We start from the raw sequence: 16669 nt of genomic DNA, 5'->3' as shown, positions 1-16669 counted from the left end.
AAATTGTTAGTAGAGGTGAAGAGCATGGACTCAGTTACGGAAATCGCATTTCAAATTATTTTGTATGCAGGAAATGGTAGATCAAGTGCAATGGAAGCAATCCAGTATGCAAAAGAAAATAATTTTGATGAAGCAGATCGTCTAATTAAAGAAGCAACAGAAGAGTTAGGAAAAGCCCATGGCTTTCAAACAAAGCTATTGCAAGAAGAGGCTAATGGAGAAGGATCTAGTGTGAATGTTATACTTGTTCATTCACAAGATCATCTTATGACAGCAATGACCGTTAGAGATCTTGCTGTAGAAATCATTGAGATATACCGTAACAAATAAGAGGGGGTAAAAGGATGACAATCAATTACAAATTTCCAGAAGGCTTTTGGTGGGGAAGTGCAACTTCTGCTACACAAATTGAAGGAGCAGCTGAAGAAGGAGCTAAAGGAAAAAATATATGGGACTACTGGTATGAAGTAGAACCAAATCGTTTTTTTGAAGATGTTGGACCAAAAGAAACATCCGACTTTTACCATCGTTATCAAGAGGATATTCAGTTAATGAAAGAGATTGGTCATAATACGTACAGAATGTCCATTTCATGGTCTCGTCTTATTCCTGGCGGTCGAGGAGAAGTAAACCCTGAAGCAGTCGCTTTTTACAATAAGGTGATCGATGAATTAATTGCCAAGGATATTGAACCATTTGTCAACTTATTTCACTTTGATATGCCACTAGAGCTACAAGAAGAAGGTGGCTGGGAAAGTAGAGCGGTAGTTGATGCTTTTGTTGACTATGCGAAGGAAGCATTTCGTTTATTTGGAGATCGCGTAAAAAAATGGTTTACCTTTAATGAGCCGATTGTGCCAGTAGAAGGTGGATATTTATACGATTTCCATTATCCGAATGTAGTTGATGCTAAAAGAGCAACACAGGTTGCCTATCATACTGCCATTGCAAGTGCAAAGGCAGTGGAGGCATTCCGAGAATTTGAGATAAAAGAAGGAAAAATAGGTATTGTCTTAAACTTAACGCCATCTTATCCTAGAAGCAATAACCCTGCAGATCTAAGAGCTTCTCGTATTGCGGATCTATTCTTTAATCGTAGTTTTCTTGATCCTGCTGTTTTAGGTGAGTACCCACAAGAGCTAATTAATATTTTGGAAGAGCATGGGCAATTACCTGTTACCGAAAAAGGTGACAAAGAGCTACTAAAGCAGAATACAGTTGATTTATTAGGTGTAAACTATTACCAACCACGACGTGTAAAAGCGAAAGAACATTTGCCAAATCCATATAGTCCTTTCATGCCAGAATGGTTCTTCGATCATTACGAAATGCCGGGACGTAAGATGAATGTATACCGTGGCTGGGAGATTTACGAAAAAGGTATTTATGATATTATGATGAATTTAAAAGAAAACTATGGTAATATAGAATCCTTTGTTTCGGAAAATGGAATGGGTGTGCAAGATGAGCATCGTTTCCTACAAGATGGAGAAATTCAAGATGATTACCGAATTGAGTTTATTAGCGAACATTTGAAATGGTTGCATAAGGCAATAGAAGAAGGCTGTAATGCGAAAGGCTATCATATGTGGACATTCATGGATAACTGGTCATGGTCCAATGCCTATAAAAACCGCTATGGTTTCGTATCCGTAGATGTAAAAACGAAAGAGCGTACATTGAAGAAAAGTGCTCATTGGTTTAAGCAAGTATCCAATCAAAATGGTTTTTAATAAGTTATGCTATGTGAAGGGGCTGGTTTTTACCAGTTCCTTTGCGTACACTTATTGATGATGATGAAGGGAGGGAGACATATTGTTGAACTCACGATTAAAAACGATCTTACGTGAATTAATGGCGGGAGAAGGACCGATATCCGGCACCTATTTAGCTAACATGAATCAAGTGACATCAAGGACAACGAGAGAAGATATTAAGAAACTAAGTGAGCTATTAAATGAAAATGGTGCAACAATTGAAACGATAATGGGTAAGGGCTATCAATTAATGATTCAGGATGATAACCAATATCGGGAATTTTTGAAAACAATGTTTGCAGAGGAGTCTAATTCTGAGAAGCTGCCGAGGTCACCAGAAGAACGAATAGCTTATATTATAAGAAGATTGTTATTAAGTGAGGATTACCTTAAATTAGAGGACATAGCTGATGAAATTTATATAAGTAAGTCAACCATTCAAAATGATATTAAAGAAGTAAGGAAAATTTTATTAAAATATGATATTACATTAGAATCACGTCCAAATTATGGCTTGAAGGTAACAGGAGATGAATTGAAGCTTCGTTTTTGCATGTCTGAATATATTTTCGATCGTAATGAACCAGTTACTGAGGTTTATTTAGATAGTGTCTCACAAAAGGATTCGGACAAAGTCGCAGAGATTATTTTAAAGGAAATTAAATCCCATCACATTACGTTATCCGATATTGCAATGAATAATTTAGTAATCCATATTTTAATTGCTTATAAACGAATTAAGACAGGTAATCATGTAACCTTGTACAAACAGGATATGCAAGAGATTATCGAACAAGCAGAATATAACGTGGCAAAAGAAATTGTCCAAAAAGTGGAAGAGACATTTGATGTTACTTTTCCAGAAGTGGAAGTTGCCTATATAGCGATTCATTTACTCGGAACGAAGTTACTAACACAATCAAGTGATGTGGTAGAACAAGTAATGGATCAATCGATTATAGATTTAGTGAAAAAAGCATTGGATAGAGTGGAAGAAAAGCTTCAATTGGGTATTAGTGAGGACAAGGAATTAATTATGGCACTACGCCTCCATCTTAAGCCTGCGATTAACCGGTTTAAGTTTGGAATGAACATCCGAAACCCAATGCTTGAGGATATTAAAAATAATTATCCGCTTGCTTTTGAAGCAGGAATTATTGCAAGTATGGCAATAGAGGAAGAAAGCTCGACGAAAATCGACGAAAATGAGGTAGGATACTTAGCTCTTCACATTGGGGCTGCAATTGAACGAAGAAAGCTAGTGTCTGGACCGAAGCGTTGTATTATTGTTTGTGCTTCCGGATTAGGAACATCCCAGTTGATTTATTATAAGTTAAAGTCCCACTTTGGTCAGTACCTGGATATTGTAGGTTCAACGGAATACTATCAGCTTCACCAATATAACCTGCAAGAAATAGATTTTATTGTAAGTTCTATCCCAATACCTAAAAAGCTGCCAATACCCGTGATTGAGGTGAATGCAATCCTTTCAAACCAGGATTTAGGTAAAGTAGAAACACTCGTCCTAGAAGAAAAGCATGAAATGACACGCTTTCTCGGAAAGGATTTCACTTTTCTAAGAAAACAGCTTCATACAAAGGAACAGGTATTAGAGTATGTTGCAGAGAAATTGGGCGATATTGGTTTAATCGATGATGATTTCCTAGAAGCCATTTATGAAAGAGAGGACGTAGCACCAACAGCGTTCGGTAACCTTGTGGCAATCCCCCATCCGATTACACCGAAGACAAATGAAACCTTTTTATCAATTTGTACATTGGATAAACCTATTATGTGGGCCGAAAAGCCAGTTCAATTTATCTGTTTCCTCTGTGTAAAGAAAAACAGCCAAGAGGATTTACAAGCAATGTATAAGGTTTTAGGAAAAGTAATTGAAAGCAGAAGGCTTGTGCAGCAGTTAATTAAGGCATCAGAGTTCGAGGATATAGTTAAAGTATTTCATGATATTGATTAAAAATGGCATTCCAGTAACGGAAAAAGGGAATGTCTTTTTTGTTTGAATTAGAAGCTATCACATTCGCTAAAAGAATAGCGGATGTGCGTTTTTTTAATTTGTAAATTTTTCGTCCCTTAAAGAATGCGTTATAATGTGAGGAAATGGTTCTAAAATGTCTGAATAAGGGGTGCTGAGGATGGGCTTAAAATCAAAACTTTTTAAGGCGTTACGAATATATAATAATGTACAAGCTGTCCGAAAGGGAAGAGTACATCATCGAACAAGCAACAGTATGAAACGGAGAATCATTTCCAAATTGATAAGGAAATTTTTTAAATAAACGAAGGAGGGATCTAAGATGGGTCCCCTTTTTTAAAATGTATGTAATACTCAGATAGCCATTTGCAAGAACGATAAGCCGCTTTATTTCCAAAAACAATGGAATAGGAGTACAATAATATTTAGGGAATCGAAATAAATATTAAAGAAGGGATTAGACATTTTAGATCAAGAAAAACGAACAAAACGTAATCTTGGGATCATGTGGTTCGCCAATTTCTTTATTGGCGGTAGTATGACAATGGTTATTCCTTTTCTTTCATTATATATAGAAACACTAGGGGATTATCCTGATAAACTCGTGCAGCAATGGTCTGGATGGGTTTTTGCTATTACCTTCTTCATCGCCTTTTTAGTTGCACCGATTTGGGGGAGATTTGGTGATAAGCATGGACGGAAGAAGTTTTTAGTAATTGCTGGCTTTGGTTTAGGGGTTTGTGTGTTTTTTATGGGGTTTGTTACTACTGTGTTTCAGCTCTTTCTATTACGTATGTTAATGGGCTTTTTCTCTGGATTTATCTCCATGTCACAAGCGCTCATATCGACACAAACTCCAAAACGAATCGCAGGAAAAGTGCTCGGAACATTACAAACAGGTAATGTAACAGGAAGCTTACTCGGTCCACTATTTGGAGGGATTTTAGCTGATTCATTAGGCTATGCAACCACCTTTCAGATCACATCAGTCACTTTATTTATGGCCGCTTTCTTTGTCTTGTTTGGTATAAAAGAAGTAAAGGTAGAGCAAAAAACATCCGAACAGCGAAAAAGCTATTCAACGAGAGAAGTATTACAACATATCTTTTTCAATCCAGTACTTGTCATGGTAATGGTTATATCGATGTTTGTGCAAATTGCGAACTTTAGCATTCAGCCAATCCTGTCATTATTTGTGCATGAATTACATGGATCAGAGAGTATCGCCTTTTTCTCGGGATTAGCGTTTTCGGCAACTGGCCTAGGAAATTTGTTAATGGCACGTAATTGGGGAAAGCTCGCCGACAAAGTGGGTTATGAAAAGATTCTAATTTTACTATTGTTCTTATCAGCATTGTTCTATCTTCCAGAGGCTTATGCATCGAATATTTGGCAATTAGTTGGATTGAGATTTTTATTAGGTATCGCTATAGGGGGAATTATACCGTTACGAACTGCTTATATTCGTCAGGTTACACCATTAGCCATTCAAGGAGAAGTACTCGGTTATAATACAAGTGTCCGATTCTTAGGCAATATTATTGGACCATTAATCGGTGGCTGGATTTCTGGCTTATATTCTATTTCCGCCGTTTTTTATTTTACAAGTGCCTTATTATTGATAAGTGGTATTGCATTATGGATAACGGTGTATCGAAATACAAACTCCTCCTCACACCGATATCCAGCTCATTCTAAAGTGTAAAACAGTGGGAGGGAATACCCCTTTCCACTGTTTAAATGGTTTGTTACTAATGCTTAAATCTGTAGCCAACACCCCAAATGGTTTCAATGTAGCGGGGCTTTGCAGGATCCTTCTCGATCTTTTCTCGAAGCTTTCTAATATGAACTGTGACAGTAGTACTATCTCCAAGTGCATCGTAACCCCAAATTCTCTCCAACAACTGCTCTTTACTAAAAACCTGATTTGGATTATTTGTGAGAAAGTATAACAAATCAAACTCTTTAGCGGTAAGAATTCTTTCTTCCTCATTTACATAGATTCTTCGGTCACGATGATCAATTACTAAGCCATTTATTGAGATGCTGGAATCCTTTTGCTGCTGATTTGTTAAACGATCATATCTCGAAATATGCGCTTTTACTCTAGCAACAAGTTCATTAGGATTAAAAGGCTTAACAATATAATCATCTGCTCCTCTGTTAAAGCCTTTTATCTTATCAATATCTTCTTTTCTTGCCGTCACCATCAAAATAGGAATATCTACAAATTGACGGAATTTTTGACATAATTCAAAGCCATCAATTCCTGGTAGCATAATATCAAGGAGAATCAAATCATATTTCACTCGTTTGGCGGAGACGAGCCCTTCATCACCTGTCGAAACAATATCTACTTCAAACCCACTTAGTTCGAGATAGTCTTTTTCTAAATTTGCTATGCTTTCTTCGTCTTCAATGATTAAAATTTTGCGCATTTATCTCACCTTTTTAAATCGGATATAGATGGATGTTCCATTCTTTTCTTTGCTTTCTGCCCAGATCGTACCACCATGTGCATCGACTATTTTCTTGACAATGGATAAACCTAAACCACTCCCGCCTGTTGATGAATTTCGAGAGCTATCAGCTCGATAAAAGCTGTTAAATATAAAGGGCAACTCATCAGGTGCAATGCCTAGACCGTTATCTCTTATCACCATTTCTACATGGTCTTTGTCAGATTGTAAGCTAACATCTATTTTTTGATCTTTCTTATTCATATATTTCAAGCTATTCTGCATAATATTGGTAATCGCGCGGTATATTTTATCACGATCCGCATAAATCAGATACTGCTCATTCTGATTTGCATTCAATTCCACTTCTAAATCGTCTTGATAGAAGATGAGCTCCCCTAAAAAATCATGAAGAAATGCATGTAAATCAAGTGGTTCAAAGTCGAATGGTACTTGAGCTAAATCTAGCTTAGAATACAAAAAAAGTTCATCTATCAAGCCATCCATTTGTTCTGCCTTTTGGTAAATAGTGGATAAATAGCGCGATAGTTTTTCAGGAGAGTTGGCTACACCATCATGAATCCCTTGTATATATCCCTTTATGGAGGTAATCGGTGTTTTTAAGTCATGGGAAATGCTTGCTATTAATTCTTGACGGTTCTCTTCATATTTATCTTGAAGACTTCTTGCTTCTTTTAGACTAATACGCATTTCTTCAAAGTTGTTGGATAATTTGGCAAGTTCATCTTTCTTATTAGAATAGACACTGTAATCTAAATCTCCTTGTTTAATCCTTTCTGTAGCCTGGGATAGTTTTTGTATAGGTTTGAGAATGCTCCTCGAAACAAAATAGGTTAATAATCCGTTAGTGACAATAAGGACCAATAGAAGAGTAAAAAATCGAAGCCCACTAAAAAGCTCGATTGTTCTGCTATCGGTCTCTCTATTTAAAAATACAAAGAAAATAAACCCTAATACGATTTCAATCACAAATAGGCTCAATATAGGAAGGATGATCATGCCTATATTCGAGAGGATTAACCGTTTTTGGATAGACATGACGGCCACCTCCTTTTACTTTTAGTATGGGATCTTTTCCTCATTATAATAAATACTCAGAAAAAGGCTATACCTTTCACTTATTTTTTTGATCTATTATAGGAACAATAACTGCACAAATGAGGGCAGTATAGTATGGAAGAAATTTAATTCCAATAGGTTGGTGGAAAATGGTCATACCAATAATTCCAATTATACTAGATAGTGCGATACCTAATATGAATCCTCCAATTAATCCCACTAATATGGCAATAAAAACTCTCATAATAATGCTCCTTTCTTCATTTTCTAATAATGATTAAATAAATGATGGTAAAAATAAATAAAGCAATAAAGATTATAAAAATACTAATAATGAAATATTTAACTGAAAGCATTTGTAGAGAAATTTCTAACATTTCCCTATTCACCTTCTAATAAAATGCGATGTTCTTAATACTAATCTGTAGGAAACCAACACGAGAAATACAGCAATAACAGGATGAATAGCCCCGAGCCAAGGTAAATTGGAAGTGATATTTGCGGTGAAATACATCATGAATACACCAAGTAACATGCTAAAAATATACCAATATGCCCAACGTGGAGTTTTAGCAAAAAAAGCTACTAAAAGCATGATCACCGGAAGATTAAAACCAAATAGATGGACGAACATCGTGTGGTTTTGCCAATGCGATGGATGGATAAAAATAGCCGCTCCAGCTAAAAAGATTTGCACCGTAATAGCAGCTGCAAATAACATGGCTAATACGAGAAATAGTATTTTATTAAAACTTTTGTTCATTACTCAACATCCTTTCTATCTGTTGTTACAACAAATATAAAAGCTAATTCTAAATAATTCATTAGCAAAGAATTAAATATTTCTTAAATAAAAACCATAAATTAGACCCTAGATTAAATAATCTGTAAATTGTCTTGACTTTTAAAGGTTTGTTTTGGTATATTTTTATTACGAAGAAGGGGAGTAGCTTTTACAGTATTGTCGTCATTACAGAACATTTTAGTTCTCGGCAATACTGGCGACTTACACGTTGTTAGCAAGACCTTTGCCATGATTGGTAAAGGTCTTTCATTTTTTTAGAGATCTTTGCCAATAATAAGTGGTAAAGATCTCTATTCTCGTTTGGATGATTATAGAAAAAGGCGAGGTATCGCTAGTCGACTTTTGCAAAATGCAATGGAGAATTAGCTTGAAATGAAGACGATCATGATACTTACCATTCCATTCGTTTTGGAGGTTGTTATTTTAAAGGAGGAAATCTGTTGGAATCGATTTGGTTGGAGTATGGTTGGACATTACTAGTATTAATTGGATTAGAGGGGTTGCTATCAGCTGATAATGCATTAGTTTTAGCGGTTATTGCAAAGCATTTACCTGATGATCAGAAAAAACGTGCGATAAATTACGGTATTATTGGTGCATTTGTATTTAGGTTTGGTGCATTATTTGCTATTTCATTTATTGCGAATGTATGGCAAGTACAAGCAATTGGGGCTATTTACTTAATTTATTTAGGTTTAAAACACATTATCCCGAAAAAAAAGAAAGAGGGAGATGCGGAAGAAGAGAAGGAAAAGGCGGGAAGTGGCTTCTGGCCAACTGTTGCCAAAATTGGTTTAGCAGATCTTGCATTTGCGATTGACTCGATTCTCGCAGCTGTTGCTTTAGCAATTGCACTACCTGATTCCCCATTAGGAGATTTCGGGGGAATGGATGGTGGCCAATTTATCGTAGTTGTCATCGCAGGTATTGCTGGTCTAGTTCTTATTAAATTTGCGGCAACATGGTTTGTGAAGTTGTTAGAGATCCGTCCAGGCTTAGAAACTACCGCATATGCTGTTGTAGCTTGGGTTGGGGTGAAGCTTGCCGTAATCACCTTATCTCACCCTTCTGTTGGTGTGTTGGATTCACACTTCCCACACAGTACGGGTTGGACCGTTGTCTTCTGGGGTATATTACTCGGAATCGTTATTGTGGGTTGGTTCCTATCTGGTAAAAATGCTCCAAAGAATCCGGAAAGCACGGAAGTTAACTAATATTAAGGAAAACAGTGGAGAAATAAACATCTATTTCTTCACTGTTTTTTTATCCTCAAAAACATACCTCTAACTACTTTTATCCTGAAAAAATAGCCTAGTTAAAATTATTAAGTTATAATATGATAAAATGTAAGTGTTTTCATTAATATACTTACTTAAAGGAGAAGCTAATAATTAAATTTATTAGCTAATTGGATCAGATTTTTCTTCAAGAAATCATCTCGTTATGTAATATAAGAAGCACATATACTTAAACAAAGAGGTGAGCTATATTAAAAAATACCTTAAAGAGAAAGTCAACCATATGAAATTACGAAATAAGCTTTTTATCTCCTTTGTTTTGGTTGTTTTTATCCCTGTTATCATTATCGGTGGTTATCTGACGAATGAGTTAAGACAGGTAGCCCTAGAAGAGGCAGAAAAGCAAGCCACCATTAATATGGAACGTGTTAAGGAGCGAACATTAGAAGTTTTAAAGGTTCCTGTCTACTTGGCTGATAATATTAGCATCGATAAGCGATTCATCCAACTAGTCAATAAAGAATATCAGTCTGTTTATGATGTAGTAGATGCCTACTGGCAATATGACACATTAAAATATTATCAAGATATGTATAGTACGGAAATTTCGAATATTCGATTTTATATGGATAATCCAACATTATTAAACAATTGGGAAATAATCCCTGTTTCGAAAGAATTGAAAGGTAAGGATTGGTATCAGCATGCCATGAATAAGGATCCTACTCCACATTGGCTTTATCTGAAAGATGAAACGAAAAACAACTATTACTATTTAAGTTTAGTTAGAAAGATAACCTCATCGGAATTTGACACAAATGGCCTTTTGGTCATAAATGTGAATACTAAAACGTTAAATCGAATTTTATCCCAGGAATCAGAGCCGATTCTTCTTGTAGATGAACAGAATCATGTAATTGCTACAAATCAAAAAGAATTTCGTGGGAAAAAATTGAACTCCATTCTTACTGCGCCAGAAGTAATGGAAGGGGAATTAGGGATTTTTCAAGATGTAACTTCTGACGAATCGAAGAGAATTTTTGTTGACGAAATTTCCTTAGAAAAAAGTGATAATAAGCTACGAATTATCTCCATTATTTCAGATGAGACGATCGTACAAAACGCTCAGCACTTTGGAAAAATGGGTGCCACTGTTGTGATGATAAGTGTAAGTGTTGCACTAATAATTATTTATTATCTTTCTAAATTGCTTTCCAATAGACTTATCATCCTAACAAAGCAGATTAATCAAGTAGCTAAGGGCAATTTTGAAACATCTATCGTAATCGATGGTAATGATGAAATAGGGATGCTATCGAAACAACTAGACGTCATGGTGAGTAATACAAGGAATCTCTTAGCAGAAGTATATGAATCCAATAAACAAAAAAGGTTATTAGAGAGAAGGCAAAATGAAATCAAATTTAAAATGATGGCAAGTCAAATCAATCCACACTTCCTGTTTAATTGCCTTGAATCCATTCGAATGGAGGCACATTATAAAGGGGAAAAGGAAATAGCGCGTGTGATCAAATTACTAGGAAAATTAATGCGAAACAGTATTGAAGTAGGTTCTGGAAAAATTAAGTTAGAAAGCGAAATAGAAGTAATTGAATGGTATTTAGAAATTCAAAAATTTCGCTATGATGAACGGTTAAACTATTACTTAGATATAGATCCTGATACAAGGGATTTTTTGATTCCTCCACTTATCATCCAGCCATTAGTAGAGAACAGTGTTATTCACGGACTAGAAGGAAATCGTTCGGGTGGGACTATACATGTGAAAACACAGTTGGTAGAAGGAGGATTATATGTAGAAGTAAGCGATAATGGTATCGGCATAACGAAACAAAAATTAGATGCCATTATAGCATCCCTCTCGGAAAAGGAAGAAAAATCCGGTGTGAGAATCGGACTACGCAACGTTCATCAAAGAATTCAACTCACGTATGGTGCCCGAACAGGATTATCGATTCAAAGTATTCCAAATGTAGGGACTAACATATCGTTTCATATAAAATGAATGGAGGGGATACAAGATGTATGAAGTAATGATCGTTGATGATGAGCGAAGAACACGCCAAGGATTAGCTACACTTGTTGATTGGGAGAGTTATGGTTTTACAATTACTAATATTGCTGCTGATGCTACTGAAGCAATGGAACTCTTTGAGAAAAGAAGACCTTCCCTTATGATTGTAGATATAAAAATGCCAGGGATTTCGGGTATCAAACTAATCGAAGCCATTAGAAAAAAGGATCAGAAAATTTGTTTCCTCATATTAAGTGGTCATGCGGAATTTGATTACGCTAAAAAAGCCATACAATATCATGTTTCAGGATACTTGCTTAAACCAGTAGATGAAGAGGAATTATTAAGTTATTTAGTAGAGATAAAGAAAAATCTGGATCTAGAAAAGACAAGCCATCATGCAAACAAAAAAGGGAAGATAGAAAAACTTATCCAAGCTGCTCTATCAGATGAGATTACGACAGAAGCTGCGGTACAGCTTCAACAAATGATCTATTGGAACAAGTTTACTATTATACTAATTAAATGTTATAAAAAGAATGATCTTGACTTAAAACAAATGCTTAAGGAATCCTTACAAGAAAGTGTACCTTTTACGAAGGACTCTTATTTGGGAATAGTAATAGAACAAAAGGGAGAAGCCGTTACGATCCCATCTGAATTAGACAACCTCTTGGGAGCATATGGTATTTCCTATTTCTCCGTACGATCACAGGCTGTTGGCAAAGTAGAAGATTTAGCAACCTGTTACAGAGAGGCTTTAGAGTTAATGAGAAAAAGCTTTTTCTATATCGAGGATCAAATAGTAACAAAGGATTCTCTCCATATTAGGGAATATGTGGAGGAGTCTCGGATATCCTTATCAGCATTAGAGGAACAGTTCGTGTATTCTGTAGAGATAGGGGATTGGAGTAACATCCATCCACTAATTTGGAAAATAACAGCAAGTCTAGAGGCAAAAGAATACACAGAAGCAAAAATAAAAAAGCGATTTATTCAGCTTTTATCCTCCATCGTCAATACACTAAGCACAGAATATCCTGAAAAACGAGAAACATTCTCTCATAAATTATATGAATTAACAGAAATAGAATACCTCTATCATGTGACACAATTAGTAGAATTTATTCATCAATTTATCAAAGAAATAGTCGAACTGATCGATTGCAATAAAGAAAAGATCGTTGTAAACAAAATGATCCATTTAATCGAACAAAATTATCATAAGAATATCAAATTGGATAATATTGCAGAAGTTGTCCATTACCATAAAGTCTATCTAGGTAAATTATTTAAAGCCCACACGGGAGAATATTTTAATACGTATTTAGATAAAGTTAGAATGGAAAATGGTAAGAAGTTTTTGCTACAAGGCTTCAAAGTTTATCAGGTTGCCGAAAAAGTAGGTTATTCTAATCCTGATTATTTTCATAGTAAGTTTAAAAAATATGTAGGTATGTCCCCTTCCACGTTTCGAAAAAAGAGTCAGAAGAAGGAGTTTTCTAAAAAGGAGCTGGGTTAGACAGCTCTTTTTTTGATCCATTATCAGTAAGCGCTTTCTTTGATTTTTATATGATTTTTGTGTTAATTTGTATGGTATTTTTAACTAATAGATTAAGTTAGAATTAACCTAAGAAGAAGGGGGGATTAGATGGAATTAGCATCAAAAAAATCAACAAACACTTCCAAAACAAAAGTTCATAGCTTTTGGAAGACAGCAAAAAATCAGAAAATATTATATTTGATGTCACTGCCATTTGTTGCATGGGTTTTTGTTTTCAATTATTTACCTGTTTGGGGCTGGACGATGGCTTTTCAGAACTTTCGTCCAGGTAATGCAATATGGGAGCAAGAATGGGTAGGATTTGAGCATTTTATTGCACTATTCCAAGATGAGCGGTTTTTCTTAGCATTAAGAAATACGCTTGCTATGAGTTTTCTTGGATTATTATTTGGTTTTACAATCCCCATTATTTTTGCCATTTTATTAAACGAAGTTCGTCACTCGATATTCAAAAGAGTGACTCAAACGGTTACGTACTTGCCACACTTTGTATCCTGGGTGGTTGTAGCAGGGATTGTGACAAAAATGCTCTCGACAGATGGTGGGATTGTCAATGATTTATTAATGGGAATAGGTATTATTGATGAACCATTTCAATTTATGGCCCAAGAAAAATGGTTTTGGGGTATTGTAACGGTTTCGGACATTTGGAAGGAAATGGGTTGGAATGCGATCATCTTTTTAGCAGCAATAGCGGGGTTAGATCCTCAATTATATGAAGCAGCGAAAGTAGATGGAGCAGGAAGATTCAGGCAAATATGGCATATTACCTTACCAGGGATTCGCCCCACTATTTTAGTTGTACTAATCTTAAATATTGGCCATTTAATTCAAATCGGTTTTGAAAAACAGATGCTATTAGGTAACCCACTTGTGGTGGATTATGCAGAAGTCCTAGAATTGTATGCGCTTAACTATGGGATTGGACTTGGGCAATTCTCGTATGGTACAGCTATTGGTATTTTCAATTCTGTTGTCAGTATTTTCTTATTATTCCTAGCAAATGGTATTTTTAAGAAATATTCGAATCAAAGTGTTATGTAGGAGGAGTGTGAAGTGGCGAAAAAATCTTTAAATCAATTATCGTATAAGGACTATCTGTTTGACATCATTAATTATAGCTTCTTAATCGTTGTAATTATTGTCACTTTGTATCCATTTTTAAATGTGTTGGCGATTTCCTTAAATGATTCAACAGACACCATCCGAGGTGGCATTTATTTATGGCCTAGAGAGTTTACCTTTAATAATTATATGGAAATTATGAAATACGATAATCTCGTTACAGGCTTTTTTAATTCTGTGTTAAGAACAGTTATTGGGACGGTTTTAGGTGTATTTATCCAAGCTATGGTAGCGTTTACTTTAAGTCGGACGGACTTTCAAGGAAGGCGGTTTGTATCTACTGCAATTGTTCTTACGATGTATTTCTCTGGTGGGTTAATTCCTGGTTATATGCTGATTCGTGATTTAGGCTTAATCAACTCCTTTTGGGTGTACATTCTGCCTGGTTTAGTTAGCGCCTTTAATATCATCATCATTCGTTCCTTTATGGATAGCTTACCATTTTCCCTTCAAGAATCTGCCAAGATGGATGGGGCGAGTGATTTCACGATTTTCTATCGAATAATTCTTCCATTATGTAAGCCAGTACTTGCTACGATTGCATTATTCGTCGCTGTTGGCCAGTGGAATCAGTGGTTTGATACGTATTTATACAATAGTATGAATGAAAATTTAACCACACTGCAATATGAGCTGATGAAAATATTAGAGAACACGACAATGGGCGGGAGTCAGGATGCCAATCTGATGCGTCCAAATGAAGGCGAGCAAGCCAATATGGTATCTCCCCAATCGATTAAAATGGCGATTACCATGGTTACTGTTATTCCGATTATTTTAGTTTATCCGTTTGTTCAAAGATATTTTATTCAAGGAATGACATTAGGTGCTGTGAAGCAGTAAAACTACTGGTATTAACAGGGAACCCCTGTTTATGCAATAAATAAATGATAGGAGGAAAAAAAGTGGGTACAATGAGAAAGCTCTTATGTTTTGTTTTTATTACGATGTTTTTATCTATTCTTGTCGCATGTCAAGGCTCTGATGACAAGACATCAAGTGAAGAGAAAGAGAAGCCTAGCACAGAAAGCTCTTCAGGAGATGAACCGGTAACCTTTACTGTATTTGATTCCGATACGAACCCTGACTGGGTAGAGGATATGGATACACCAATTGGTCGTAAAATCAAAGAAGATACTGGTGTTACCCTAGATCCAGAATTTGATATTGAAGGTGGGCAAACCAAAATTCCTTTAATGGTTGCAAGTGGAGAATATCCTGATTTAATTGTCTCAAAAGGTGCGGGACAGTTAGTCGATGCCGAAGCACTAATAGATTTAGCTCCATTAATCGAAGAGCATGCCCCAAATTTGAAAAAAATGCTTGGTGATGGAATCAACCGATTGAAATGGAGTGAAGAGGATCCATCGATTTATGTCCTAACAACTGCAGCCATTGATAACCAGGCAATGACACCAACCTACGGAGCATGGGTACAGCACGCTGTCGTAAAGGAATTAGGTTATCCTGAATTAAGGACATTAGATGATTTAAAAAATGTGATCAAAGAATATAAAGAGTTACATCCACAGATTGACGGTCAGCCAACGATAGGTTTAACAATGAATACAGATAGCTGGAGAATACAAGCATCCTTCTTAAATTCAGGATTTATGATGACAGGGGCTGGTGATGATGGTGAATATTACGTAGATCCCGAAACATATGAGGCTACGTTACATTACCGCCGTCCAATCGAAGAGGAAGTGTTCAAGTGGTACAATGAACTAAATGCAGAAGGATTATTAGACCCAGAAACATTTGTCCAAAAAAGTGATCAATTTGATGCTAAGCTTGCATCTGGTCGCGTGCTTGCTACCATTGGTCCTGATTATATGATGAACAGCGGACAAGAAGCATTAAGAGAAGCTGGAAAAACGGAGAGAATGTATGGTGTTTATCCAGTGACATTAAGTGAGGAGTATGTCAACCATTCTTATCAAAGCATCGGCTTGCAAGCGGGATGGGGCATTAGTATCACAGAGGATTGTGAAGACCCCGTTCGTGCTATTAAATTTTTGGATTATCTAGCATCAGAGGAAACACAAATTATGCTGAACTGGGGAATTGAAGGAGAGCATTACGAGGTCGTTGACGGAAAACGCGTGATTCCAGAAGAGGAATGGGAAAAGCGTAATAATGATAAGGATTATTTGAAGAAAACTGGTATTGGCTATAACTTCCTTCGATTTGCACCACGCTATGGAGATGGCGTTTTAGATTCAACTGGCCAGACCTATACAGTAAATACACGGGAAATCGCCATTAAAAATCAAACAGATATAGAAAAAGAAGTATTAGCAGCATATGGAGTGGAGCTTTGGAAGGATTTATATCCATCTGCAGAAGAATTCCCAGTTAAGCCTTGGGGAGCTGCCTATAATATTTCTATCCCTGCTAATTCAGAATTACAAGGCTTGAATCAAAGAGCACTGGATATTACGAAGAAGCTTGTACCAGAAGCTGTATTGGCTAAACCGGATAATTTCACAAATGTGTGGGATGAATTTATGACGTCCTTGGAAAATGCAAATATTGAAAAAGCGGAAGAAGAATATACAAAGCTTATTCAAGAGAAAGTGGAATTATGGAGTAATTGAGCTTATTTCATTC

14 protein-coding genes are annotated in these 16669 nt (G+C 36.0%); 10 read left to right on the top strand and 4 right to left on the bottom strand.

Annotation, left to right across the window (positions count from 1 at the left end):
- Positions 1-24: 24 nt before the first annotated feature.
- The 4 genes from ACZ5R4_RS09280 (at position 25) to ACZ5R4_RS09265 (ending at position 5455) form a co-directional block, all read left to right on the top strand.
- Positions 25-330: a PTS lactose/cellobiose transporter subunit IIA gene (locus tag ACZ5R4_RS09280; protein ID WP_054788183.1), complete on the top strand. Its 306-nt coding sequence runs from the start codon at positions 25-27 to the stop codon at positions 328-330.
- Between the two features lie 14 nt (positions 331-344).
- Positions 345-1733, top strand: coding sequence for a family 1 glycosylhydrolase (locus tag ACZ5R4_RS09275; protein ID WP_054861166.1), 1389 nt, complete (start codon positions 345-347; stop codon positions 1731-1733).
- A gap of 82 nt (positions 1734-1815) precedes the next feature.
- A complete protein-coding gene (locus ACZ5R4_RS09270; RefSeq protein ID WP_464368401.1) occupies positions 1816-3732 on the top strand; it encodes a BglG family transcription antiterminator in 1917 nt (638 codons plus the stop codon).
- Positions 3733-4255: 523 nt separating this feature from the next.
- Entirely contained in the window at positions 4256-5455 is a 1200-nt protein-coding gene (locus ACZ5R4_RS09265) for an MFS transporter (protein ID WP_464368400.1), read from the top strand.
- Positions 5456-5501: 46 nt separating this feature from the next.
- On the opposite strand, the gene ACZ5R4_RS09260 is transcribed toward ACZ5R4_RS09265, so the two are convergent.
- The 4 genes from ACZ5R4_RS09260 to ACZ5R4_RS09245 all read right to left on the bottom strand — a co-directional run bounded on the left by ACZ5R4_RS09260 (position 5502) and on the right by ACZ5R4_RS09245 (position 8052).
- On the bottom strand, positions 5502-6188 hold the full coding sequence (locus ACZ5R4_RS09260) for a response regulator transcription factor (protein ID WP_464368399.1): 687 nt from the start codon (positions 6186-6188) through the stop codon (positions 5502-5504).
- Positions 6189-7268 (bottom strand): sensor histidine kinase, encoded by a 1080-nt coding sequence (locus ACZ5R4_RS09255; RefSeq protein ID WP_464368398.1) that lies wholly within the window; start codon positions 7266-7268, stop codon positions 6189-6191. It lies immediately after the preceding gene.
- A 76-nt stretch (positions 7269-7344) separates the two neighbouring features.
- Positions 7345-7533: a DUF5957 family protein gene (locus tag ACZ5R4_RS09250; protein ID WP_054861169.1), complete on the bottom strand. Its 189-nt coding sequence runs from the start codon at positions 7531-7533 to the stop codon at positions 7345-7347.
- Positions 7534-7674: 141 nt separating this feature from the next.
- On the bottom strand, positions 7675-8052 hold the full coding sequence (locus ACZ5R4_RS09245) for a DUF6220 domain-containing protein (protein WP_464368397.1): 378 nt from the start codon (positions 8050-8052) through the stop codon (positions 7675-7677).
- A gap of 482 nt (positions 8053-8534) precedes the next feature.
- Between ACZ5R4_RS09245 and ACZ5R4_RS09240 the strand changes: the two genes are divergently transcribed.
- From ACZ5R4_RS09240 to ACZ5R4_RS09215, 6 genes are all read left to right on the top strand, one after another.
- On the top strand, positions 8535-9308 hold the full coding sequence (locus tag ACZ5R4_RS09240; RefSeq protein WP_109985757.1) for a TerC family protein: 774 nt from the start codon (positions 8535-8537) through the stop codon (positions 9306-9308).
- A 307-nt stretch (positions 9309-9615) separates the two neighbouring features.
- Positions 9616-11358 (top strand): cache domain-containing sensor histidine kinase, encoded by a 1743-nt coding sequence (locus tag ACZ5R4_RS09235; protein WP_277678709.1) that lies wholly within the window; start codon positions 9616-9618, stop codon positions 11356-11358.
- A gap of 16 nt (positions 11359-11374) precedes the next feature.
- The gene (locus tag ACZ5R4_RS09230) at positions 11375-12889 is read left to right on the top strand and encodes a response regulator transcription factor (RefSeq protein ID WP_109985759.1); all 1515 of its coding nucleotides are present in this window, start codon (positions 11375-11377) and stop codon (positions 12887-12889) included.
- Between the two features lie 129 nt (positions 12890-13018).
- The gene (locus ACZ5R4_RS09225) at positions 13019-13975 is read left to right on the top strand and encodes an ABC transporter permease (protein WP_109985760.1); all 957 of its coding nucleotides are present in this window, start codon (positions 13019-13021) and stop codon (positions 13973-13975) included.
- 12 nt (positions 13976-13987) lie between these two features.
- Positions 13988-14899 (top strand): carbohydrate ABC transporter permease, encoded by a 912-nt coding sequence (locus ACZ5R4_RS09220; protein ID WP_109985761.1) that lies wholly within the window; start codon positions 13988-13990, stop codon positions 14897-14899.
- Positions 14900-14970: 71 nt separating this feature from the next.
- Positions 14971-16656 (top strand): ABC transporter substrate-binding protein, encoded by a 1686-nt coding sequence (locus ACZ5R4_RS09215; protein ID WP_277678717.1) that lies wholly within the window; start codon positions 14971-14973, stop codon positions 16654-16656.
- The last annotated feature ends 13 nt before the right edge of the window (positions 16657-16669 follow it).

The sequence above is a fragment of the Gracilibacillus sp. JCM 18860 genome (assembly GCF_055395245.1).
The sequence above is the reverse complement of the archived record's forward strand: the minus strand, read 5'-3'. Positions and strand labels throughout refer to the sequence as shown.

What these genes read in the sequence shown, in the direction of transcription:
- ACZ5R4_RS09260 (WP_464368399.1), bottom strand. Translation starts at nt 6,188, where the DNA reads ATGCGCAAAATTTTAATCATTGAAGACGAAGAAAGCATAGCAAATTTA.
- ACZ5R4_RS09255 (WP_464368398.1), bottom strand. Translation starts at nt 7,268, where the DNA reads ATGTCTATCCAAAAACGGTTAATCCTCTCGAATATAGGCATGATCATC.
- ACZ5R4_RS09230 (WP_109985759.1), top strand. Translation starts at nt 11,375, where the DNA reads ATGTATGAAGTAATGATCGTTGATGATGAGCGAAGAACACGCCAAGGA.
- ACZ5R4_RS09215 (WP_277678717.1), top strand. Translation starts at nt 14,971, where the DNA reads ATGAGAAAGCTCTTATGTTTTGTTTTTATTACGATGTTTTTATCTATT.
- ACZ5R4_RS09275 (WP_054861166.1), top strand. Translation starts at nt 345, where the DNA reads ATGACAATCAATTACAAATTTCCAGAAGGCTTTTGGTGGGGAAGTGCA.
- ACZ5R4_RS09250 (WP_054861169.1), bottom strand. Translation starts at nt 7,533, where the DNA reads ATGAGAGTTTTTATTGCCATATTAGTGGGATTAATTGGAGGATTCATA.
- ACZ5R4_RS09235 (WP_277678709.1), top strand. Translation starts at nt 9,616, where the DNA reads ATGAAATTACGAAATAAGCTTTTTATCTCCTTTGTTTTGGTTGTTTTT.
- ACZ5R4_RS09245 (WP_464368397.1), bottom strand. Translation starts at nt 8,052, where the DNA reads ATGAACAAAAGTTTTAATAAAATACTATTTCTCGTATTAGCCATGTTA.
- ACZ5R4_RS09265 (WP_464368400.1), top strand. Translation starts at nt 4,256, where the DNA reads ATGTGGTTCGCCAATTTCTTTATTGGCGGTAGTATGACAATGGTTATT.
- ACZ5R4_RS09225 (WP_109985760.1), top strand. Translation starts at nt 13,019, where the DNA reads ATGGAATTAGCATCAAAAAAATCAACAAACACTTCCAAAACAAAAGTT.
- ACZ5R4_RS09280 (WP_054788183.1), top strand. Translation starts at nt 25, where the DNA reads ATGGACTCAGTTACGGAAATCGCATTTCAAATTATTTTGTATGCAGGA.